This window comes from Candidatus Nitrosoglobus terrae (assembly GCF_002356115.1).
GTDB lineage: Bacteria > Pseudomonadota > Gammaproteobacteria > Nitrosococcales > Nitrosococcaceae > Nitrosoglobus > Nitrosoglobus terrae.
This window is the reverse complement of record NZ_AP014836.1, coordinates 1,880,505-1,901,879: the sequence shown is the minus strand read 5'-3', so window position 1 is coordinate 1,901,879 and position 21,375 is coordinate 1,880,505. Positions and strand designations below refer to the sequence as shown.

General features: G+C 43.3%; 19 protein-coding genes and 2 pseudogenes. 9 read left to right on the top strand and 12 right to left on the bottom strand.

Going from position 1 to position 21,375, the window contains the following annotated elements; translation table 11 throughout:
- Positions 1-3: 3 nt before the first annotated feature.
- From TAO_RS08935 to TAO_RS08910, 6 genes are all read right to left on the bottom strand, one after another.
- Positions 4-1,371, bottom strand: coding sequence for a sigma-54-dependent transcriptional regulator (locus tag TAO_RS08935; RefSeq protein WP_096527577.1), 1,368 nt, complete (start codon positions 1,369-1,371; stop codon positions 4-6).
- Positions 1,356-2,819, bottom strand: coding sequence for a sensor histidine kinase (locus tag TAO_RS08930; protein ID WP_096527576.1), 1,464 nt, complete (start codon positions 2,817-2,819; stop codon positions 1,356-1,358). The genes TAO_RS08935 and TAO_RS08930 overlap by 16 nt, the downstream gene beginning before the upstream one ends.
- 194 nt (positions 2,820-3,013) lie before the next feature.
- Positions 3,014-4,240 carry a formaldehyde dehydrogenase, glutathione-independent gene (gene fdhA / locus TAO_RS08925; RefSeq protein ID WP_096527575.1) on the bottom strand — a complete coding sequence of 409 codons (1,227 nt, stop codon included), beginning with the start codon at positions 4,238-4,240 and terminating at the stop codon, positions 3,014-3,016.
- Positions 4,241-4,642: 402 nt separating this feature from the next.
- Positions 4,643-4,927 carry a lipid-A-disaccharide synthase N-terminal domain-containing protein gene (locus tag TAO_RS08920; RefSeq protein WP_096527574.1) on the bottom strand — a complete coding sequence of 95 codons (285 nt, stop codon included), beginning with the start codon at positions 4,925-4,927 and terminating at the stop codon, positions 4,643-4,645.
- A 1-nt stretch (position 4,928) separates the two neighbouring features.
- A complete protein-coding gene (locus TAO_RS08915; RefSeq protein WP_231910645.1) occupies positions 4,929-5,684 on the bottom strand; it encodes a glycosyltransferase family 2 protein in 756 nt (251 codons plus the stop codon).
- A 426-nt stretch (positions 5,685-6,110) separates the two neighbouring features.
- A complete protein-coding gene (locus TAO_RS08910) occupies positions 6,111-6,311 on the bottom strand; it encodes a DUF2905 domain-containing protein (protein WP_096527817.1) in 201 nt (66 codons plus the stop codon).
- A 33-nt stretch (positions 6,312-6,344) separates the two neighbouring features.
- Between TAO_RS08910 and TAO_RS08905 the strand changes: the two genes are divergently transcribed.
- A complete protein-coding gene (locus TAO_RS08905; protein WP_096527573.1) occupies positions 6,345-7,313 on the top strand; it encodes a Nudix family hydrolase in 969 nt (322 codons plus the stop codon).
- 5 nt (positions 7,314-7,318) lie between these two features.
- On the opposite strand, the gene yacG is transcribed toward TAO_RS08905, so the two are convergent.
- From yacG to pilB, 5 genes and pseudogenes are all read right to left on the bottom strand, one after another.
- Positions 7,319-7,510, bottom strand: coding sequence for a DNA gyrase inhibitor YacG (gene yacG / locus TAO_RS09690; RefSeq protein WP_172419115.1), 192 nt, complete (start codon positions 7,508-7,510; stop codon positions 7,319-7,321).
- Between the two features lie 21 nt (positions 7,511-7,531).
- A pseudogene (gene coaE, locus TAO_RS08900) lies at positions 7,532-8,137 on the bottom strand (dephospho-CoA kinase); the annotation flags it as partial.
- A gap of 24 nt (positions 8,138-8,161) precedes the next feature.
- The gene (locus TAO_RS08895) at positions 8,162-9,031 is read right to left on the bottom strand and encodes a prepilin peptidase (RefSeq protein ID WP_096527571.1); all 870 of its coding nucleotides are present in this window, start codon (positions 9,029-9,031) and stop codon (positions 8,162-8,164) included.
- 30 nt (positions 9,032-9,061) lie between these two features.
- On the bottom strand, positions 9,062-10,282 hold the full coding sequence (locus TAO_RS08890) for a type II secretion system F family protein (RefSeq protein ID WP_096527570.1): 1,221 nt from the start codon (positions 10,280-10,282) through the stop codon (positions 9,062-9,064).
- 4 nt (positions 10,283-10,286) lie between these two features.
- Positions 10,287-12,005 carry a type IV-A pilus assembly ATPase PilB gene (pilB, locus tag TAO_RS08885; protein ID WP_096527569.1) on the bottom strand — a complete coding sequence of 573 codons (1,719 nt, stop codon included), beginning with the start codon at positions 12,003-12,005 and terminating at the stop codon, positions 10,287-10,289.
- Between the two features lie 168 nt (positions 12,006-12,173).
- On the opposite strand from pilB, the gene lptM reads away from it, so the two are divergent.
- The 4 genes from lptM to TAO_RS08870 all read left to right on the top strand — a co-directional run bounded on the left by lptM (position 12,174) and on the right by TAO_RS08870 (position 15,198).
- A complete protein-coding gene (lptM, locus tag TAO_RS10010) occupies positions 12,174-12,299 on the top strand; it encodes an LPS translocon maturation chaperone LptM (RefSeq protein WP_231910644.1) in 126 nt (41 codons plus the stop codon).
- Between the two features lie 3 nt (positions 12,300-12,302).
- Positions 12,303-13,553 carry a diaminopimelate decarboxylase gene (gene lysA, locus TAO_RS08880; protein WP_096527568.1) on the top strand — a complete coding sequence of 417 codons (1,251 nt, stop codon included), beginning with the start codon at positions 12,303-12,305 and terminating at the stop codon, positions 13,551-13,553.
- A gap of 83 nt (positions 13,554-13,636) precedes the next feature.
- A complete protein-coding gene (gene dapF, locus TAO_RS08875) occupies positions 13,637-14,467 on the top strand; it encodes a diaminopimelate epimerase (protein ID WP_096527567.1) in 831 nt (276 codons plus the stop codon).
- Positions 14,464-15,198, top strand: a complete 735-nt coding sequence (locus tag TAO_RS08870; protein ID WP_096527566.1) for a DUF484 family protein — start codon at positions 14,464-14,466, stop codon at positions 15,196-15,198. Before dapF ends, TAO_RS08870 begins: the two co-directional genes overlap by 4 nt.
- Before the next feature lie 358 nt (positions 15,199-15,556).
- On the opposite strand, the gene trxA is transcribed toward TAO_RS08870, so the two are convergent.
- The gene (gene trxA / locus TAO_RS08865) at positions 15,557-15,883 is read right to left on the bottom strand and encodes a thioredoxin TrxA (protein WP_096527565.1); all 327 of its coding nucleotides are present in this window, start codon (positions 15,881-15,883) and stop codon (positions 15,557-15,559) included.
- Positions 15,884-16,189: 306 nt separating this feature from the next.
- On the opposite strand from trxA, the gene TAO_RS08860 reads away from it, so the two are divergent.
- From TAO_RS08860 to TAO_RS08850, 4 genes and pseudogenes are all read left to right on the top strand, one after another.
- Positions 16,190-17,065 (top strand): LysR substrate-binding domain-containing protein, encoded by an 876-nt coding sequence (locus TAO_RS08860; RefSeq protein WP_096527564.1) that lies wholly within the window; start codon positions 16,190-16,192, stop codon positions 17,063-17,065.
- A gap of 111 nt (positions 17,066-17,176) precedes the next feature.
- The gene (locus TAO_RS10170) at positions 17,177-17,317 is read left to right on the top strand and encodes a helix-turn-helix domain-containing protein (RefSeq protein ID WP_231910643.1); all 141 of its coding nucleotides are present in this window, start codon (positions 17,177-17,179) and stop codon (positions 17,315-17,317) included.
- Between the two features lie 99 nt (positions 17,318-17,416).
- Positions 17,417-18,265: pseudogene (locus TAO_RS08855) on the top strand (RNA-guided endonuclease TnpB family protein); the annotation flags it as partial.
- A gap of 125 nt (positions 18,266-18,390) precedes the next feature.
- Positions 18,391-21,372 (top strand): bifunctional diguanylate cyclase/phosphodiesterase, encoded by a 2,982-nt coding sequence (locus TAO_RS08850; protein WP_096527563.1) that lies wholly within the window; start codon positions 18,391-18,393, stop codon positions 21,370-21,372.
- The last annotated feature ends 3 nt before the right edge of the window (positions 21,373-21,375 follow it).

Genomic DNA, 21,375 nt, shown 5'->3' with positions numbered 1-21,375 from the left:
AGGTTAAGGAATATTGTTGTCCTGTTTGATGACATCATTTGTCCGGTCTTCTGACTCTTTGATACCGTAGCGTTTTATTTTTGCGTAAAGAAGCTGACGATGAATGTTTAGAAGGCGCGCAGCTTCAGCGCGATTCCCGTTTGTTTTTTGCAGAGCGCGGCGAATAAGCGTAGCCTCTAGCTTGGCCACAGCTGCGGGGAGATCCTCATTAGGCCAATTAAGGGTTTGTCTTGGATTGAGCTGCCTTTCAGCGAGAAAACGAAAGTCAGTTGCTTGAATCAACTGACCCTGTACTAGTATTGAAATCCGTTCCATTGCATTTTTTAGTTCGCGAATGTTCCCCGGCCAATCATGCTGGATTAATCGGGCAATTGCATCGGCAGCCAGTTGCTTATTGTTTGTACGCGCTAGATAATATTCAGCTAAGGGAATGATATCGGTGATTCTCTCCCGTAGAGGAGGTAGATGAATGGGCACTACATGGAGCCGATAAAATAAATCCTCTCGAAACATTCCTTTTTGGACTTGATGAAATAAATCCCGATGGGTTGCGGCAATGACTCGAACATCTACAGGTGTAGGTTGACCGCCTACCGGAGTTACAATACGCTCCTGCAATACTCTAAGGATCTTCGCCTGCATAGCAATATCCATATCGCCAATCTCATCCAGAAATAAGGTGCCCCCATCTGCTTGAAGGAAAGCACCTGTTCTCTCAGTGATGGCACCCGTAAAAGCGCCGCGTGTATGGCCAAACATCTCACTTTCCTGAAGATCCGAAGGAATGGCTGCGCAATTGACGGCGATAAAGGGTTTTCTATGGCGTTGGCCGAAGTTGTGAATAGCATGAGCTACCAATTCCTTACCCGTACCAGTTTCACCCGTAATGAGCACGGTAACATCGCTATCGGCCAACATACCAATACGCTTCTGAATTTGGCGCATGGCTTCGCTCGATCCAACTAAAACTTCCTCTGCTGTAAATGGGATGGGGTTTGCTTCTAGTTTAGCTGTACTTGCCAGCATGCTATTAAGTACTTGTGCCAAATCCGCCCGGCCAATCGGTTTGGTCAGATGATCGAAGGCGCCTAGCCGCATTGCTTCAATAGTATTGCTAGCGGTAGCGTAGGCCGTCAATATTGTCACAGCAGGTGGCGAGGGTAGCCCATGCAGGCGCTGTAATACTTCCAGACCCTCCATGCCCGGCATTCGAAGATCAAGGAGGACCGCATTAACTGTTTGGTGCTCGATCACCGAGAGAACCGCTTCGCCAGAATCGACTTCTAAAGCAGTATGGCCTAAGTCGCAAACTGCTTCAGCCAAAGCCTCCCGTATGGCGGCATCATCATCAGCAATTAAGATGGTTGCCATGGCACAGTGATCTTAAAGCAGGTTTTGCCTGTCGATGTTATTAATTCCGCTATTCCACCATGGGATTCAGCTACTTCACGTACAATAGAGAGACCTAATCCAGTACCGTCATGGCGTCCAGTTACGAAGGGCTCGAATAAGTGCTCACTGATACTGGGTGGAGGACCAAGTCCTTGATCGTTTACTGAGAAGATCAGATTTGCTTCTAGGTGCGTAGCGGTGATTATTATTTGGCTCCCTACCGGAGAGGCTACAATAGCATTAAGAATGAGGTTATCAAGCGCAGATCTCATTTGCTCAGGATCAAAGCAGCCTGCCTTAACATGGGTGTGATAGTGTATCAAGATACCCTTTGCGGCCGCCCGCTTCACATGAGCGGTAACACAGGCCTCCAAGAATGCTCCAAGCGCTACAGTTTTTAGGTTTGGTTTATTGTGTTCCGTAATGTTTAATAGCCGACGAAGGAGTAGCTCAAGTTTTTTAATCTGCTCAAGTATGGCTATAAGGGCTTGGTTTTTTCGCTCCGTGTTTCCAGCTAAAGCGTTTTCTGCTTTAAGCTGCATGACAGCAATCGGATTGCGAATCTCATGAGCAACCCCAGCTGCAATCCGACCAATAGCAGCTAAACGTTGTCCTGAAGCTATTTGTTGAGTCAGCGCTTTAGACTGTTGATGACTAGCAGCTAGGCGACGACCGGCCTCATTCAATGCCGTTATGATGCGATCTAGTTCTAACTCTCCTGTGATTGGCAGGCTAGGTAACTCAGCAATATCATGGGTAGTGAGAATCTTCTCGATTATCAAGATATGACGGGACCAAGTTATCATAAGCCAAGCTAATAAAATTGCCGTAAAGATGACGGTAAGAAATAGTACTCCTAGCCCTAGCAAGAGCTGCCGATAAGCTTGCCCACCAAGGGTAAATACGCGCATCATAGTCCAAGCGGTAAGATCTGGTGCTGAACCCAGCAAGGGGCAAGCGGTAAATAAAACGGTTTGAGAAGATCCAACATATTGAAAGCTCGCTTGCTGCTGTTTCCTAAGCGCTGCTTTATTAATAGCACGGATTCTAGAGATTTCGGCTTGCGGCAAATCTGTCTTTGGCCCTGATCCTTCATAAGTCGGAAAGGCATAAGCAAGTGAGCCGGCTTTAGCTTGCCAAATTCCACCCTCTATGCCCGGCCAATCGCGCAACGACGATAATACGATAGCGGTCAAATCCCGCCGCAAATGAGTACCCTCTAATGATAATGGTTCATGCTGGCGACTATAGGCATGATAGGCCATAGTAATGGTGTCACAAGCTCGACCAATCTCAGCATTGGCTTGCCCTACTTTGGCTACTGTGGATTGCTGATATAGATCCAGCATAAGAATCCCGGCTGCGCTTACAGCAAGTACTAGCAAGGCAAGCAAGGCTAACAAACGGCTACGTAATGAATGTAACATAGCTCGATTAGGGTGAATTTAATAAGGATTGTAATTTGATTTCTTGGCTAAGTTACGCTATATCAGCATCAACTCATTGTGAAGTATTTTTTCAGTAGATTCTCCCTTGTTTAGGCTGCTAAACAGTTCGTTATTTTGATCACAAATTAGCTCTGCACAATAAACGCACAGAGCTAATAGCGTTAAATATTCATTTAGGCCGCAAATTTATCTAAGTATCCATTGGCATTGAGTACATACTTAGTCGCTGCCCCTTCATTAAATTCGGCATAGCCACGGGGAGCCTCCTCAAGGGTAATCACTTTAGCGTTGACATTTTTAGCAATGTGCACCCTATCAGCGAGGATTGCCTGCATCAGTTTTCGGTTATAGCGCATTACCGGACATTGTCCAGTCGCAAAAGATATAGATTTCGCCCATCCAGTGCCAAAATTAAGCGATAGCGCTCCTTTTTTGGCCGCCTCATTAGCCGCCCCCGGATCGCCCGTAACGTATAATCCTGGGATACTAATGCAACCTCCGGCAGCGGTAATATCCATGAGGGCATTCAGTACTGCAGCCGGTGCATCTGCTGCGGTATTAGCCCCGTGCCCCTTAGCTTCAAAACCTACTGCGTCAATAGCACAATCCACTTCTGGGACACGGAGAATTTGTTCTATTTGCTCCTTAGGTTCTCCTTTAGAGAGATCAATCACCTCACAACCAAAACTTGCAGCTTGCTTGAGGCGCTGAGCGTTCATATCACCTACGATGACGGTAGCTGCCCCAAATAATTGGGCGGCAGTTGCCGCGGCTAGCCCAACGGGGCCGGCACCCGCAATGTACACTGTAGACCCAGGGCCAACGCCAGCCGTTACACAACCGTGAAAACCAGTTGGAAAAATATCGGTTAACATGGCGAGATCTAAGATCTTTTCTAAGGCTTGATCTTTATCTGGGAATTTCAAGGCATTGAAATCAGCGTAAGGTACCAATACATAATTGGCTTGGCCGCCTACCCAGCCCCCCATATCTACGTAACCATAAGCACTCCCTGGACGATCTGGATTAACGTGTAGACAGACCTCCGTATGACCGTTGATACAGTTTTGACACCGGCCACAGGCAATATTAAAAGGTACTGAGATTAAATCCCCAACCTTGAGAAATTCCACATCACGCCCAACCTCGACGATCTCACCGGTGATCTCATGGCCAAGAATAAGATTAATAGGAGCTGTGGTACGACCACGCACCATGTGCTGATCAGAACCACAGATGTTGGTGGCAACAGTTTTAATAATTACCCCATGAGGCACTTTGCGCCCAATGTTAGCTGGATTTACCCCCGGCCCATCTTTGAGTTCGAAGGTAGGATAATCAGTGCTAACGACCTCAACACGCCCTGGGCCTTTATAAGCAACCGCTCTGTTACTAGACATAATAAGTCCTCCCTCAATAGATTATTTGTCTTATAGCGTAAATTTAGTATGCAAATATAATAAATGCTAGGCTCCTGAGACGATGGGTTACTTTCGGTGATTATAGCGATTGGGCTATTACTTGGAGAGTGGATGGATTTTTGGATATTGCACGAGGCCAGAAAGGATAGACGGCCAGTACAATCGGTTTGAGTAAAGTAGGCTGAGAAAAAATATCGGGAAGAATACCTAGAGCTGCTCTTCGATTGATAAACGCTAGCAGACATTACCAGAAACAATACTAGTAGTACGTGTTTTGCGTCTCTCCCTTAGAGTCGGGTAATTAAGAATGTCTTATCTCGAAGTAATTACAGAAGTAGATATTGATAAAAACGTCTACCTTAACGAATCCGTAATGCTTAATTAATACTTTTTGTTATACCTATAAATTAAATAGAGATTACGAGAGTAGATAAAAATACCCGCGGCTTGTCCCAGAATAAACACTGGATCTTCACGATAAATAGCGTAAATTAACAGCATTATCCCGCCCATAATACTAAAATACCAAAAAGAAACAGGGATATGGCTGCACTTATCACGCTCACTGGCAATCCACTGTATAAGGAAGCGAGCTGAAAACAAAGCTTGGCCCAGCAGGCCAAAGCCGATCCACAGCGTTTCAGTAGACAATGACCCCTCAAACATTTTATACCTTATGGTTATGTAAAATAGGACAACTCCGCCGCATTAACCAATATACTCCCGCTAAATCAACAAGTCCTACCAATAAGCGATTACGTACGCCGTACTTGGAACGGCCTGCTTTACGATAGCGATGGGTTACTGGAACGTTAATAACTTTACCTCCCATACGATTAACCAACGCTGGAAGAAAGCGATGCATATGATTAAAAAGTGGCAGCATTAGGAAGGTTTGTCGAGCAAAGACTTTAAGCCCACAGCCAGTATCTCTGCATTTATCATGAAGTAAACAACAACGTAGAGTATTAGCAAGACGCGAAGATAAACGGTACACTAAGCTATCATAGCGATTCTGTCGCCAACCAGCGATAATACAAGGATATGTATCTGCTGCATGATAAGCCGATACCAAGGTAGGAATATTAGCCGGCGGATTTTGTCCATCGCCATCTAACGTTACAATTAATGGTGCTTTAGCTATATAAACGCCATTAGCAATAGCAACGCTCTGACCACGATTTTCTTCTAAGCGTAACATACGCAAATGAGCTGTATAAGCAGCGCGCTGGCTAAGAATTTCTGTTGTACCATCAGTTGAGCCATCATCAACCGCAATAATTTCATAGGTAAATAACGTACACAAAGCAGAATCAATTTCTGCGAGTAATGGCTCTACATTATCCCGCTCATTAAAAAAGGGAATGATAATACTCAGTTCTAGTGGATCTTCTGTAATATCGTTTTCGTTTGATCGCTGCAAATCCAGTACATTTCCCTATAGTAATAGTAATTATGGTATTAAGGTATAAGCTTGGGATTTATGCATATCACAGTTGTTGTAGCACCAATTTTGATCTGATAATAAAATAATTTTAATTATTTACTAGCTTAGGTTTGTTTTCCTTTTTGCTATTTTAGCCTGTATTTATTAAGTTACTGTATTAAATAAGAAATATAGCTATTCTGTGTGAATAGCTAATTACTCTAGTATCAGTAATAGTTAGGCTGATTAACCCATTATCTTTAACTATTCATTGCGCTTATGAACTAAATTATCAAGTCTTTTAATTTATAACACAAAAATATTTTTTTGTGTATTAAGGTAGATAAGCAGTAGAAAATACCTATTGTATAGCCTACCTCCTAATCCATAAACGTAATCAATATCAAGCTTCAACTTAAGCCATCAGCGACGGAACAACCAAAATAGTAGAGTAAGAATCAAGCTTATCAAAATAGAAGTTGTGATTGGGAAGTAAAAATGAAAATTCTCCCGCTCAATAGCGATATCACCCGGTAATCGACCTAAGCCGAGTTTAGTAAGCCAAGGGAAGATGAGTCCTATGATAACGAGTATTAATCCTAGAATAATCAGTAAGCGTGACATAGGTGTTAAGATTAATTTCACAAAAATAGCGTTATGATACGCCATGTGGCCGTAGGGGTAATTTTTAATGAACAAGGCCAAGTACTCCTATCAAAACGCCCATCCTATGTTCATCAAGGTAATTTATGGGAATTTCCAGGGGGAAAGCTAAATTCAGGGGAAAGCGTCAGTCAAGCCCTATCTAGGGAATTAAAGGAAGAGTTAGGGCTTAAAGTGCTTAAAGCTCGTCCATTGATCCAAATCCACCATAATTATAGCGATTGTGCTGTGCTGCTGGATACTTGGAAAGTAGAGGGATTTTCTGGTGTTGCTCGGGGTCGGGAAGGACAGCCTATACGATGGGTTTGGCCAAAAGATTTAAGCCATTATAATTTTCCTGCTGCTAATCAATCTATCGTTAGTGCAGCCCAGCTGCCCTCAACCTATCTTATTACTGGAGATCTTGTTGGGGATCAGGCGGTATTTTTGGGCTATTTATCCCAATCACTCATCGCTGGAATGCGCTTGGTGCAGCTACGGGCTAAAACCCTTAGTTTTTCAGACTACGCTAGTTTAGCAGAAGAGGCTCAATCCCTTTGTGCTCGATATGGTGCCGCTTTATTGCTGAATACTACACCTATCCAAGCAGTGGCATTGGGCGCTGATGGAGTGCATTTAACAAGTGAGCGTCTAATGCTATGCTCCCAGCGGCCATTAGCCACCAGTAAATGGGTAGCCGCTTCCTGTCATAGTGCAGAACAGCTCACCCATGCTGCTAATATTGGGGTTGATTTTGCAGTGCTAGGGCCGGTGCTTAAAACCCAATCCCATCCGCACGCATTACCTTTAGGTTGGGATCAATTGCAAACGCTGATAGCCGGGGTTTCCTTTCCAGTCTATGCTTTAGGCGGGTTGGGATGGGAACACTTAGAGGAATCCTGGAATCGGGGAGCGCAAGGGATTGCAGCTATTAGGTCTTTCTGGGGAAAAGGGCTTAGCGGGATCAGTGCTGGCTGGGATTAATTTTCTTACTCTTCAGTATCGGAATCTAGTTTAACGGTATCTTCTCCCGGAATTCGATGAGATTCTGTAGCCCAAGCCCCTAGATCAATTAACCGGCAACGCTGGCTACAAAAGGGGCGCCAAGGATTTTCTTCGGACCAAGTAATCTCTGCTTTACAGGTGGGGCAGTAAATAGGTCGTTTTGTATGCTCGTTCATGATTGGGCAGGCTATAGCGTGCTGTTGAGCTAATATAAGATATTGTTGATGATAGCATTTAATTTGATGATATAGGGCTGCTAGATCGGTATTATTGCTGATACTGTCATCAGCTGCTGCAAGCCGGAGGGCGGGGGGGCATTGGGTTCGAAGAATAGCATTGATTTTTTTATCTGAAAGTCCATCCCGAATTTTAATACGATGGCGCTGGGTGTCGTTAAGGGTATCAATGACTAAAATCCGGTTGACATAGCATTCTTGGGCTGTTTCTAGCAGTAATGGGATGACAAGAATACAGTAAGGGTTAGAGGCTGTAAGCTTTCCAGCTTGGCTGTGCATCTCTTGGAGTATCCGGGGGTGTAGGATGGATTCCAGCTTACTTCTTAGTTTCTCGTTTTCAAAGATTAAATTGCGTAAGCGCGTTCGGTTAAGCTCTCCTTTAGAGGTGAGAATTTCTTTACCAAAGAAAGCAGCGATCTCAGCAAGGGCAGGTTGACCAAGTTTCACTAATTCTCGGGCAATAATATCGGCATCGATAACCGAGATCCCGAGCTCGGAAAAAACCTTAGCTGCGGTAGATTTACCACTCCCCATACCGCCGGTAAGCCCAATTTTATAAACAGGCATCCTATCTCTAACAATATCCTTATTTTAGCCAAGCCCAGTAATAGATAAATAAAATTGATTGATATCTCGTCCCCACATTAAGGCTAACCAGCCTGCAGCCGCAAGATAGGGACCAAAAGGAAGTGGGGATTCTTTGGATTGATGAGATAGATAAAGCCATAGGGTGCCTAACACTGCGCCGACTAATGAAGAGAGTAAAATAATAGCGGGTAGCATTATCCAGCCTAGCCAAGCGCCCAGTAAAGCTAACAGCTTAAAGTCACCATAACCCATGCCTTCTTTATGGGTAAGTATTCGAAATACATGATAAACAAGCCAAAGAGAGAGATAACCGGCGATTGCGCCAATAACACTAGCCCGTATATCAGTGAATAGGTTAAATAAATTGAGAGTTAACCCTAGCCAGAGAAATGGTAAGGTAATGCTATCGGGCAATAATTGATGATCGAGATCGATAAAAGTAAGCGCAATTAGAGCATAGCTTAATACTAGCGCGGCAATAGTTTGCCAGCTGACACCAAATCGCCAAGCAATGGCAACAGAGAAGATAGCGGTTAAAATTTCAACTAAAAGATAACGAGGAGAGATAGGCGAGCCGCAATGGTTGCAGCGGCCTTTGAGTAGTAAATAGCTCAATATAGGAATATTTTCCCAGATCTGAATGACATGATTGCACCTTGGGCAGTGAGATCGAGGGAGGCATAAATTTAACTGTTTTAATTCTGGTAAGGGATTGCCTTGTAATTCTGCGTACTGCTGCTGCCAGTAGTTCTCCATCATCAGGGGAAGGCGATAAATCACTACATTAAGGAAGCTACCTATCGTAAGTCCCAGCAGAAAAATTGAACCTAAAAAGCTCATCGGGTGATCATTAAGGAAGGTAATCGTTTCCATTGGTTTAAGTGAATGGGTTGTTATATTTAATTAAATGATTGAGCCCATTTTGAAGATGGGCAAGTACATGGCAATCACTAGCCCCCCTATTAAAACACCTAAAATAGCCATGATAACGGGTTCTAATAAGCTGCTTAACCCATCAACAGCGTTATCTACTTCTTCTTCATAGAAACTTGCCACTTTAGCTAGCATCTGATCAATGGAGCCAGCCTCCTCGCCAATAGCTACCATCTGCACCACCATATTGGGAAAGAGTTGACTATCCCGCATAGCGGCTTGTAGCTGATTACCCGTTGAAACCTCATCACGCATACGTAGGATGCCTTGAGTATAGATGGAATTACCGGCGGTATTGGCTACGGAAGCCATTGCTTCCACTAAAGGAACGCCCGCAGCAAACATAGTAGAGAGTGTACGGGCATACCGAGCAATGATAGCCTTATTCATGATGACACCAATAATAGGCAGCTTAAGTAATAGTTGATCAAAGAGATAGTTGATTTTACGGGAACGCTGTTTAGCCATGATAAGCCCATAGATAGTGATGCCGATAGCTGCAAAAATAGCCCACCACCATTGTTGAAAAATTGCTGAAAGTTTTAAGACTAACAGGGTTAAGGCAGGTAAATCGGCACCAAAGCCTTTAAATAGGCTTTCAAATTGGGGAATAACAAAAATAAGCAAAATGGTGGTAATGATGAGTGCAACGATAATGACTGCAACAGGATAAAATAAGGCTTTCTTAATCTTTCCTTTGATTGCTTCTGTTTTTTCTTTATAGGTTGCAATTTTATCTAATAGTATCTCTAAAGTACCCGATTGCTCTCCTGCATGGACGAGATTGCAAAAGAGGTTATCAAAGTGTTTTGGGTGCTCTCTAAGGGCTTCAGCAAGCGTTCCACCGCTTTCTATTTCGCTTTTGATATTTAAGGATAGGGTTTGCATAGAAGGATTTTCATGACCACGGCCTATAATTTCAAAAGACTGAGCTAGTGGAACCCCAGCAGACATCATAGTGGCGAGTTGGCGACTAAACACAGCAATTTCTTGAGGCGTTATTTTTTTTTGACGCTGGCCAAATAGGGGTTTGGGCTTTTTACGCACTTTTATTGGAATGATTCCTTGATGCCGCAGAGTAGCTTTTACTAAGGTAGCATTTTTACTGCTTAACTCACCGGTAATTTTCTGTCCTTGCCGGTTAGTGCCTTCCCAGATAAAGAGATGGTTTTTAGTAGCCGGTTGCGCCATAAGGTTATTCCTTAGTTACTCGATTGATTTCATCTAAGCTGGTAATGCCCTCGATGACTTTTTTAATCCCTGATTGCCGTAGATCAGTAATGCCCTCTTTTTTTGCTTGCTGGGCCAACTCTATCGCATTACCACCCGCCATAATCATCTGCCCCATCTTTTCTGATACAGGCATCACTTGATAAATACCTATGCGACCTTTATAGCCTCCTGAGCAATGCTGGCAGTCAGAGGAAGCTTTATAGACCATTGGGCTAGCGTTAATCTGAGCTTCGGTGAAACCTTCTTCTAAGAGGGTTTCATCAGGTACTTCATGGGGAGTTTTACAATGAACACAAAGGCGCCGTATCAAGCGCTGGGCAATAATAAGGGAGACAGCTGAGGCGATATTGTAAGAAGCTACCCCCATGTTTGAAAGCCGAGTGAGGGTTTGAGGCGCGTCGTTAGTATGAAGGGTGGAGAGCACCATATGGCCGGTTTGCGCTGCTTTAATGGCAATTTCAGCGGTTTCAAGATCTCGAATCTCACCAACCATAATAACGTCTGGATCTTGGCGCAAAAAAGCTCTTAGGGTGCCAGCAAAGGTTAAGCCTACTTTTGGGTAGATATTAACCTGATTAATACCGGGTAAATTGATTTCAGCGGGATCTTCAGCTGTAGATATATTCCGATCTCCGGTATTCAGAATATTAAGAGCGGTATAAAGAGAGACGGTTTTACCGCTACCCGTGGGTCCAGTGACCAGTACCATACCATAAGGCCGATGAATGGTTTCTAGGAAGATATTCTTTTGATTTTCCTCATAGCCCAAGGCTTCGATCCCTAGCTGTGCACTCGTAGGATCTAAAATACGGAGGACAATTTTTTCGCCAAATAGGGTAGGGCAAGTGCTGACTCGAAAATCAATGGCTTTCTGCTTAGAGATTTTCATTTTCATGCGCCCATCTTGAGGAATACGGCGTTCTGAAATATCTAATCTGGCCATCACTTTAATACGTGCAGCTATCCGAGTGGCTAGCGCTATAGGTGGGGATGAGACTTCGTGTAATATCCCATCTTGCCGATACCTGATGCGATAACTTTTTTCATAGGGCTCAAAATGGATATCTGAAGCCCCTCGGTTAATAGCATCTAACAGGGCTTGATTAATAAAGCGCACTATGGGGGTATCATCAACACTGGGATCAATGGTAATTCCAGATGACTCATCCTCACTTGAGGGAGTCTCTAGGCTATCTAGGACGATATCGTGCAGCTCCGCTAATGAGGTATCTTGTTTTTTTGTAATCTGTTCAATAGTTCGAGTAAGCTTATCTTCTTCAACGATAATAGCCTCGGTATTAATACCGGTATGAAATTTAATCTCGCTTAGTGCTTGTAAATTGGTAGGATCGGCTAACGCCACAAATAGGCGATTCCCCCGCTTAAATATAGGTAGTGCCCGATGTTGGATCAGGAGCTTTTCTTCTATGAGTCCTTTAGGAAGATAATTTAAGTCTAAGGTGTCAAGATCAAATAAAGGAATACCAAATTCTCGAGAGATCACTTGGCTAATATTTCGGCTTTCAACTAATTTTTGTTGTATGAGATAGGAAACAAAAGAAGTGCCTGCTTTGCGTGATTGCTCGTAATGCTGGGGTGCGGCTTCCTGAGTCAATAGTCCTTCTTTGACTAATAGACGGACGAGACCGGGGGTAATCGTTTGTGTTTGTGGAGTTAACATAACGCTGCTACACCTAAATAGTAACAAGATCCTCTAAGAACAGATTTTCCTAATAATGTTTAATATCGTTAGCATGAGCGAATTCTTGAGAAGTTGAAGAGTAATTAGAAGAAAAATTCTTTTACTAAAAGCAGGTTACAATAGAAAAAATTTTCAGGAGGCTTGTATATGCCGCAGCATTGGAGAGGATTGCTAGGGCTGAGTTTACTATTGATCGGATTGTGTATCGCAGGTTGTGGTCAGGTCGGGCCACTTTATTTACCCAAAGAGGGAGTAGCACAAAAGGCGTTCTAAATCATGGATTATTTTCACTATCAGAATAATATTTTATGGGCTGAGGAAGTTCCGCTGTCAGAGGTTGCAAACCGTTTTGGTACCCCTTGCTATGTATATTCTCGAGCCGCTATAGAGCAGCAATGGCAAGCGTTTGATCAAGCCTTCCAAGGCTACCCTCATCGTATATGTTATGCGGTTAAGGCCAACTCTAATCTTGCAATTTTAAATATCTTAGCGCGGCTTGGATCGGGTTTTGATATTGTTTCAGTAGGAGAGCTGGAGCGGGTGTTAGCGGCTGGGGGTGATCCTAAGCGCATAGTTTTTTCCGGCGTGGGTAAGCAAGCGGATGAAATGCATCGGGCGCTATTAGTAGGGATTGCCTGTTTTAATGTGGAGTCTGAGGCCGAGCTAGAATGTTTAAATAGCATTGCTGAGAAATTGGGACAGCGTGCGCCAGTATCCATACGGGTAAATCCGGATATAGATGCGGGTACTCATCCTTATATTGCAACTGGTTTACAGGAAAATAAATTTGGTATAGAGATTGAGCAGGTCCTAGAGGTTTATGCTCATGCGAGCCGTTTACCTTATATCGATATTCTGGGCGTAGACTGCCATATTGGATCTCAGCTCACCACCCTAGCTCCTTTTTTAGCTGCCTTAGATCGAGTGCTGGTGCTAGTCGATCAACTTGCTGCTCGAGGGATTAAAGTACGTCATATTGATCTAGGAGGAGGTTTAGGCATTATCTACCGGGATGAAACACCCCCAAGCCCACAACAGTATGTGACCGCATTACAGGGGAAATTGGTTGGGCGGGATTTAGAAGTTTGGCTTGAGCCTGGGCGGGCAATTGTGGGTAATGCCGGGGTACTTTTGACACAGATTGAATACCTTAAGCATACATCTAAAAAGAATTTTGCCATTGTGGATGCTGCTATGAATGACCTACTTCGTCCGGCGCTCTACGGGGCTTGGCAAGAGATCATTCCAGTGGCTATTCATAGCGATAGAGAATTGAATCTTTTTGATATCGTAGGTCCGGTATGTGAGACGGGGGATTTTCTCGGTAAGCAGCGTAGTCTGGCTATTGAAACCGGAGATTTACTTGCAGTGCGCTCTGCGGGGGCTTATGGTTTTACCATGAGTTCTAATTATAATACCCGCCCGCGAGCTGCTGAGGTTATTGTAACGGGTACTGAAGCTTATTTAGTACGGGCGCGGGAAACGGTACAGTCTCTTTATGAGGGTGAGTCGATTTTACCCGTGTAAGGTTGTAATGGGGTATATAGAATAGAAATAGTGAGTTGGTTTTTAATATTAATAAGCCATTTTTATTTTAAGCCTAAACTAAGATGAATATTACTTTTACCAAGATGCACGGCCTGGGTAATGATTTTGTGGTCATTGATACCGTTTCTCAGCCGTTATCTTTAACTACTTCACAGGTACGACGGATTGCTGATCGCCGACTAGGTGTAGGTTGCGACCAGATATTATTGGTAACACAGCCTCCATCCACGGAGGTTGATTTTGGCTACCGAATCTTTAATGCAGATGGCAGCGAAGTTGAACAATGTGGTAATGGTGCTCGCTGCTTTGCTCGTTTTGTCCGCGATCAAGGGCTTACTGATAAAGATAATCTACGGGTTCAAACAGTGGGGGGCGTTATTCACCTTCAGTTAGAGTCTGATGGACAGGTAACTGTAAATATGGGAATACCCCGTTTTGCCCCTGAACAAATACCCTTTAAAGTAGACTGTGAGGCTGATGTTTATTCACTGGCAGTAGATGGCCAGTGCGTAGAGGTAAGCATAGTTTCCATGGGTAATCCCCATTGTGTGCTCCGGGTGCCCACTGTTCATTCGGCGCCAGTGTTAACCCTAGGGCCTATGTTAGAAAAGCACCCACGCTTTCCTCAGCGGGTAAACGTTGGTTTTATGCAAATCATCTCCTTTGATCATATTCAGCTACGAGTCTATGAACGGGGCACGGGAGAGACTCCTGCTTGTGGTACTGGGGCGTGCGCAGCAGTGGTAATTGGTAAACGACGCGGCTGGTTGTCGCATCAGGTGAAAGTAGATTTGCCTGGCGGGCGTTTAAGTATTTGCTGGGAAGGGGATAATAAACCTGTTTGGATGACGGGGCCAGTAGAAACTGTGTTCAAAGGGTCAATTACACTATGAGAAGGAAAATAAAAATAAAAGAAGGGCAAAAGATTCAGCTTATTGAGGATCAAGATCATGAGCAATTGGTCATTGAGTACTTACGTACTCATCGGGATTTTTTTATCTATCACACCGATCTACTGGGCGAGCTTACTATTCCTCACTTAAGCGGGGAGGCTGTTAGCTTAGTGGAACGGCAGTTAGCATTGTTACATCATAAAAATGGGGTATTAAAGCAGCAGCTGCAAAATTTAATAGAAAACGCAAAAATTAATGGCGATTTAAGTAAAAAGATACATCAGCTGACCTTACGAGTGTTTACGATGACCAGCCCTCAGGTAATGCTTGAAACCTTGTTCTCTTCTTTACGGGCTGATTTTGAAGTAAATACTATAGCCTTATGGTTATTTGTTAATGATCAGCTTCTTGATTCTTTGAGTTTGAATCATCCTAATATCACCTTAATTTCGCAAAGTGTATCTGAGCTTAAAATATTTACTCACATCTTAAAAAGTACTCAACCTATTTGTGGTCGGCTGACCATGAAGCAGAAAAAATATCTTTTTAGGGAGCAGGCGAATATAGCAGTTTCTTGTGCTTTGATTCCATTTGGGGAACGGCAGCGTATTGGTATGCTGGCTATGGGAAGTCAAGAACTAGATCGGTTTCAGCCCGAGCTAGGAACCATGTTTCTAAGTTATTTAGGGGCTGTTGTTGAACGGATTTTATGCCATCGAAGGAGCGCATGATACGCGATACCACCCAGTATAGCGGAGCACAGAGTACGAGGGCAAAATAAAAATTATTATAGTGTGGCAGTGAAAATAATCTGACAGGAAGCGTTAACCTGCCTGTCTGCCTGTCGGCAAGACAGGTCGGGCAGACAGGATACTGTGAGGAGTACGGGAATTCCTGCCTGACGGCTAGGCAGGAAAGCTTGTGGGCTGGCTAGACTAGCCTGAAACCGCACAAGTCACTTGTGCGGTCTAGGGGTTGGAATGAATGAGAAAAACACGGGGAGCGAAACGTTGCTAGCAAGAGTCCTTGTAATTACGACGCGTAAGCTGTTAACTCCGAGAGAGATTGAGATAGTTAGCAGAGATTTAGCTATAAATTTTTATCAAGAAGCGCGGCTAGATCTGATTTTGATAATGCGCCTACTTTGGTAGTGGTGACATTCCCATTTTTAAATAACATCAGCGTTGGGATTCCACGAATACCATAGCGCGGCGGAGTTGCCGGATTGTCATCAATATTTAATTTACAAACTTTAACCCTACCCGCATATTCTTTTGCGATTTCCTCCAAAATGGGGGCGATGGCTTTACAAGGCCCGCACCATTCAGCCCAATAATCTACCAGTACCGGTAGATCAGAGTTAAGTACTTGTTCTCCAAAAGTGTTGTCGGTTACCGATATAGTCTGATTACTCATGGTAGATGTAACTCCAATTACTATTGATTCTTAGGATTTTAAACAATTTGAAATTTGATTACGAATCTGCATGGCAGATGAATTGTCTATATATCTGTAATAAGTGTGGGAATCGTGACTAAGTGAGTGATGAAAATTGCGCTACTGCGTTATGGCTTTGCGACTCTTAGGGATTAGGGATAAACAATCTAAAAATCAACCGATTACCCTTTAGATAGGGTTGAAAGTGTCGATAATTGATGGGAAATGCGCTTATGAGGCTATCAGCGTGCACTCAATTATGGATATATTCTTTAGGGTTGAATTATGAATTTTACTTTTCGTCAGCTGTATGTGTTTAAGACCGTAGCCCGTCACCTTAGCTACACTCGGGCAGCAGAGGAGCTTCATCTAAGCCAGCCTGCTGTTTCCATGCAAATTAAACAACTAGAAGATAGTATAGGTCTTGCGCTATTTGAGCTGGTTGGAAAAAAAACTTTTCTTACTGAAGCAGGCCGAGAATTTTATGATTATAGCCAAAAAATTCTCCAAGCACTGAGCGAGACGAAGAATGTTTTAGAAGAGCTTAAGGAAAGCAAGCGCGGTACATTGACTATTGCTATAGACCCTACCGCTAGCTATTTTGTCTTTAATATATTAGGTCGTTTTCACCAACAATTTCCTCAAGCCAGCATTAATCTTGAAGTAGCCCCTCAAGAAAGACTACTAAGATATTTAGAAGAAAATACTATCGATATGGCTATTATGAATGGATCTCCAGATAACTTGGAGATAGTAGCCGAATCATTTATGGAGAATCCTCTTGTAGTGATTGCACCTCCAGATCATGCTTTGATAGGGCGGCAGGTATCTCTGGTGGAATTGCAGCAAGAAGTTTTTATCTTACCCAATCAGGATTCTAGTGACTGGATGATCATAAAATTGTTTTTTGAACGCTTGGGAGTTGCTATTACTCCGAGCATGGAAATGAATCACCCTGAGGAAATTAAACAGGCAGTACAGGCGGGGCTGGGGCTGGGTATTATTTCTCAGCACACTTTAGCGCAAGAGCTTACTTTACAGCGGCTAGCGGTCTTAAATATCGCCTCTTTCCCGATCATGAGTCATTGGTATATGGTATATCGAAAAAACAAACGCTTTACCACATTACAGCAGACCTTGAAGGAGTATATGGATGTATGATCCCCCCAGCGATTCTGCGTAGTGGGGCGGAGCACAGCGCGCGAGGGCAACATAAAACGTTTTGACGGGTTGTATTTTTTTACGTTACCACAGTTAATGTGAAGTTTAACTATGAAAGCATATAAACTTAGATTTTATTCCACTGATCGCCAAAGAAAACAGCTCACTAAAGAGTTTAATGCCTGTCGTTACGTCTGGAACTGGGCATTAAAACCCATAGCGAGGCTTATAAGGAACGAAAAGAGGCGTTAAACGCCGTTTCGCTTTCACGTATGCTAACCCTAGAAAAGCAAATACCCAAGGTTTAAAAAGCGTCATCAAGTAAAGTCTTGCTGTTATACGTTAGATAAACGTAGAGGTGCTAAAATCTTTAAACCAAATGATTTACCGAAACTAGGCAAGGTTAAAGTAGTCTGGAGCTTTCAAGAGATACCCGTAACCCCAAATAGTGCTACGGTATCTTGTAATTCTTCAGGACAATGGTTTATCTCACTTCAATGTGATTACATAGATGTCATTAATCCCCCTGAAACCGATAAAGCGATAGGGTTAGATTTTGGGTTAACCCCCTTCATAGCCGATAGCAACGGTAATAGAGTTAAACCAAGGAAGTTTTATTTCAAGTATCTACGTAAGCTTAAATCTGCACAACGGGACTTATCAAGAAAAGTAAAAGGCTCAAGTAACAGAGCCAAAAACAGAATAGGCGTAGCCCGTATCCACCAAAGAATAGCCAGCAAGCGAGGGAATTTTCTGCACGACTTAAGTACTTCAATCGTACGCGAAAACCAAGTAACAGCAATTGAGGACTTAAACGTGCGTGGCATCATGGCCAACGGAAAGCTAGCGAGAGCGGTTGGGGACTGCGATTGGTCTGAGCTACGCTGTCAACTGACCTATAAAGCCCAATGGTATGGTAGACAATTAATGACCATAGGCCGGTTTGAACGCTCTATTGGCATTTGCCCTGATTGTGGCTCAATAGGTGAGAAACTGCTGGTAAATGTCCGAGAATGGGAATGCAAGGAATGTCATGCTCATCATGATAGAGATAGTGCAGCAGCTAAAGTTATCCTACAGAAAGCACTAACCTGCCTGTCTGCCTGTCGGCAAGACAGGTCGGGCAGACAGGATACCGTGAGGCGCACGGGAATTAAAGCTTGTGGACTGGCAGACAAACCGGAAGCTTGTTTAGTATAAGCTAAATGAGAATACGGGCTAGGATGAAGCAAGAAAAACGTAGCAAGCGAGAATTCAGGTTAACCGATACAGGTTAGCCGGTCGTGAAGCGTAAACCGTTAACTCTGATTTTGTAGAAGATATCAATGCAAGATACTGAACAAGCTCCCCTCCTACGTTTTTTAAGCCTTAAATGGAAAGCGGCCTTAGTCTTTAGCTTAATTCTAATTGCTATCATTGTTTCTTTAGGCGGGATGGCCTACGTAAGCTTGTTACATCAGTTTACAGTGCAGCGTGAGCAAGCTTATTTGGATTATCAGCGGCAGATACAAGGGATTATGGAGCATTCATATTCCCATATGGAGAAGCTCGCCGATATTATGCCTCTAATATATGAGAAGGGTAGTGAAGATAATTCTTTACTTGGCCGTATTCAGGCGATCTCTATCCAGCATAAGAATCTGCTACAGACATCGTGGGGACTTAAGATAGTAGGCTTATATTCTACAAATAATGAATTATTGGGTACTTGGGAACCTCAAATGGATACTTCTCAAGTATCAGAATGGGTATATGCAGCTAATGAAACAGAACAACCTGTTACCGGATTAGATTGCAAGAATACCTGTATTCAATATATAGCTGTTCCATTATTAGACGAGGATGATGGGGGTGTTTTGTTACTTAGCTGCTCCCTTGCAGATATAGCTACCACCTTCCATAAGATCTCCGGTAGCGATATTAGTATTATCGCTGATGATGAGATATCTCCTGAAAATGAGGCTAAATCCTACCCGTTATTGCCTGAATGGGGAGTGCGGGTAGAGGTGTTTACCCATGTAAATCGTAATTTACGTTTATTACAGGCGGTGGCTAGACATCATGCCCTAGCAACAATAGACACTCAGTCGGTATGGCAGAGCTATAGGGGTAGGGAATATGAAATTCAATTAATGGCGATAAAAACTGGGAGCGACGAAGGTTTACTGCGATTGGCCATCATTAGTGATTTAACTGATAAGCTGGCCGCTATTCAAGTGGAAGCTCAGAAAATCTTTCTAGGGGGTTTTATTGGTTTAGTGATCTCTGAGGCTTTACTGCTCATTTTATTAGAAATTGCTATAGTCCGCCTGCGACGCGTTGCGGTAAGTCTTCCTTATTTAGCCGATCATAATTTTGAGGCTACCCGAGAGAATCTTGAAAGCCCAGCTCGACAGCCTTGGTGGCAAGATGAGATTAGCGTGCTTGATAATGCAACTTTCACCCTTTCTTATCAGCTGGAGATTTTACAGACCGAGATACAGGAGCGAACCCTCCGTTTAGCCGAACGGAGTAATGATTTAATACGGGAACGAGATTTTGTCACTGGGTTGTTGAATACAGCGCCAGTGATTATTCTAACCCAAAATGCGGCTGGGCAAGTGACAATGCTAAATCGGCAAGGTCTGATGATCACCGGCTATAATATTGATGAAATTATGGGTCGGCCATTTAATAATCTTTTGGCAGGGAATAAAAATTTACCTAGGATCATTCAAGAGCTGGAAGAACTGCGAGTAGGCTACCGAGATCATCTACGCGTGGATATGGTACTTCGCAGCCGCAATGGCGAGCAGCGTATTATTTCTTGGCTTCACTCTCGATTAACCGCCCGATCCCCCTATGATGGTGTGCTTCTTAGCGTAGGTCATGATGTGACTGAAAGGAAGCAAGCTGAGCAAAAGCTCACTTGGTTAGCCGATCATGATCCCCTCACTGAGTTGTTTAATCGTCGTCGCTTTCAACATGAATTTGAGCAAATCTTAATAGATTCTCAGCACCATCAGCGCAATGGCAGCTTACTTTATTTTGATCTAGATCAATTTAAATACATCAATGACACTTATGGCCATCAGAGTGGGGATTTATTACTAAAAGCAGTGGCTGATAAGCTACGCCAAGTGATCCGAGCCAATGATATCGTCGCTCGTCTGGGAGGAGATGAGTTTGCTGTTGTTATTGCTGAATGTGACACTCAGGGAGCTATTCAAACCGCAAAAAGAGTATGTACTCAGTTAGGTGAGTTAGAGTTTCCAATTTTAGGGCATAGTCACTCTATTTCGGCCAGTATTGGCATTACCCTCTTTCCCCTTCATGGCGCAACGGCGCCTGAATTAATGGCCAATGCTGATCTAGCTATGTACCAGGCTAAAGATGCGGGTAGAGGCGGGTGGCATTTATTCTCAATTGATGAGAAAGCCCGTGATCAAATGCGAAAGCAAGTGTACTGGAAAGAGCAAATTGAGCAGGCACTTCGAGAGGATCGGTTTTTACTTTACTTCCAGCCCATATTGGAGATCAAAACAAACACTATTCACCATTATGAAGTACTGCTGCGCATGCGCGATAGTGAGGGAAAAATTATTATTTCTCCAGATAAATTTATTCCAGTCGCTGAAAAATCAGGCTTAATTCATGCCATAGATCATTTAGTGTTACGTAAGGCGATTACAAAGATATCCCAGCTTCCTCAGGAGCATAAGTTAACCTTCTCTATTAATCTGTCAGGGCGAGTTGTCGATGATCCTAATTTACTGCCGATCTTGGAGGGTCTATTAAACACTACTAATATTGATCCTTCTTTATTAATTTTTGAAATTACTGAGACAGCAGCGGTTGCCAATTTAGTAGCTGCAGAGAATTTTATCCGTAAAATCAAAGCCTATGGCTGTTATTTTGCCATGGACGATTTTGGTATGGGGTTTTCTTCTTTCTTCTATCTCAAGCATCTCCCCGTTGACTATATCAAAATAGACGGCACCTTTGTGCGTCAATTAGTTGAAAATCCTCAAGATCGGGTACTCATTAAAGCTTTAAGTGATATTGCTAAAGGGCTGGGTAAAAAATCCGTAGCCGAGTTTGTAGAAAGTGCTGAAATTCTAGCTTTACTACGGGAATACGGCGTGGATTATGCTCAAGGTTATTATGTGGGCCGACCAGATATATATATTGCTGAAACCCATAAATTTAGTAGAGGTAATAAATTAGTATGGTGTAGCGATGATCTTCGCTGGGCCAGAGCTGATAATACTGCATTGATATCTTCCTCTCCCCTAAACGACGAGGATTCTTGTGGTGAACAAGCCTAGACT

What these genes read in the sequence shown, in the direction of transcription:
- TAO_RS08935 (WP_096527577.1), bottom strand. Translation starts at nt 1,371, where the DNA reads ATGGCAACCATCTTAATTGCTGATGATGATGCCGCCATACGGGAGGCT.
- TAO_RS08930 (WP_096527576.1), bottom strand. Translation starts at nt 2,819, where the DNA reads ATGTTACATTCATTACGTAGCCGTTTGTTAGCCTTGCTTGCCTTGCTA.
- fdhA (WP_096527575.1), bottom strand. Translation starts at nt 4,240, where the DNA reads ATGTCTAGTAACAGAGCGGTTGCTTATAAAGGCCCAGGGCGTGTTGAG.
- TAO_RS08920 (WP_096527574.1), bottom strand. Translation starts at nt 4,927, where the DNA reads ATGTTTGAGGGGTCATTGTCTACTGAAACGCTGTGGATCGGCTTTGGC.
- TAO_RS08910 (WP_096527817.1), bottom strand. Translation starts at nt 6,311, where the DNA reads ATGTCACGCTTACTGATTATTCTAGGATTAATACTCGTTATCATAGGA.
- TAO_RS08905 (WP_096527573.1), top strand. Translation starts at nt 6,345, where the DNA reads ATGATACGCCATGTGGCCGTAGGGGTAATTTTTAATGAACAAGGCCAA.
- yacG (WP_172419115.1), bottom strand. Translation starts at nt 7,510, where the DNA reads ATGAACGAGCATACAAAACGACCTATTTACTGCCCCACCTGTAAAGCA.
- TAO_RS08895 (WP_096527571.1), bottom strand. Translation starts at nt 9,031, where the DNA reads ATGGAAACGATTACCTTCCTTAATGATCACCCGATGAGCTTTTTAGGT.
- TAO_RS08890 (WP_096527570.1), bottom strand. Translation starts at nt 10,282, where the DNA reads ATGGCGCAACCGGCTACTAAAAACCATCTCTTTATCTGGGAAGGCACT.
- pilB (WP_096527569.1), bottom strand. Translation starts at nt 12,005, where the DNA reads ATGTTAACTCCACAAACACAAACGATTACCCCCGGTCTCGTCCGTCTA.
- lptM (WP_231910644.1), top strand. Translation starts at nt 12,174, where the DNA reads ATGCCGCAGCATTGGAGAGGATTGCTAGGGCTGAGTTTACTATTGATC.
- lysA (WP_096527568.1), top strand. Translation starts at nt 12,303, where the DNA reads ATGGATTATTTTCACTATCAGAATAATATTTTATGGGCTGAGGAAGTT.
- dapF (WP_096527567.1), top strand. Translation starts at nt 13,637, where the DNA reads ATGAATATTACTTTTACCAAGATGCACGGCCTGGGTAATGATTTTGTG.
- TAO_RS08870 (WP_096527566.1), top strand. Translation starts at nt 14,464, where the DNA reads ATGAGAAGGAAAATAAAAATAAAAGAAGGGCAAAAGATTCAGCTTATT.
- trxA (WP_096527565.1), bottom strand. Translation starts at nt 15,883, where the DNA reads ATGAGTAATCAGACTATATCGGTAACCGACAACACTTTTGGAGAACAA.
- TAO_RS08860 (WP_096527564.1), top strand. Translation starts at nt 16,190, where the DNA reads ATGAATTTTACTTTTCGTCAGCTGTATGTGTTTAAGACCGTAGCCCGT.
- TAO_RS10170 (WP_231910643.1), top strand. Translation starts at nt 17,177, where the DNA reads ATGAAAGCATATAAACTTAGATTTTATTCCACTGATCGCCAAAGAAAA.
- TAO_RS08850 (WP_096527563.1), top strand. Translation starts at nt 18,391, where the DNA reads ATGCAAGATACTGAACAAGCTCCCCTCCTACGTTTTTTAAGCCTTAAA.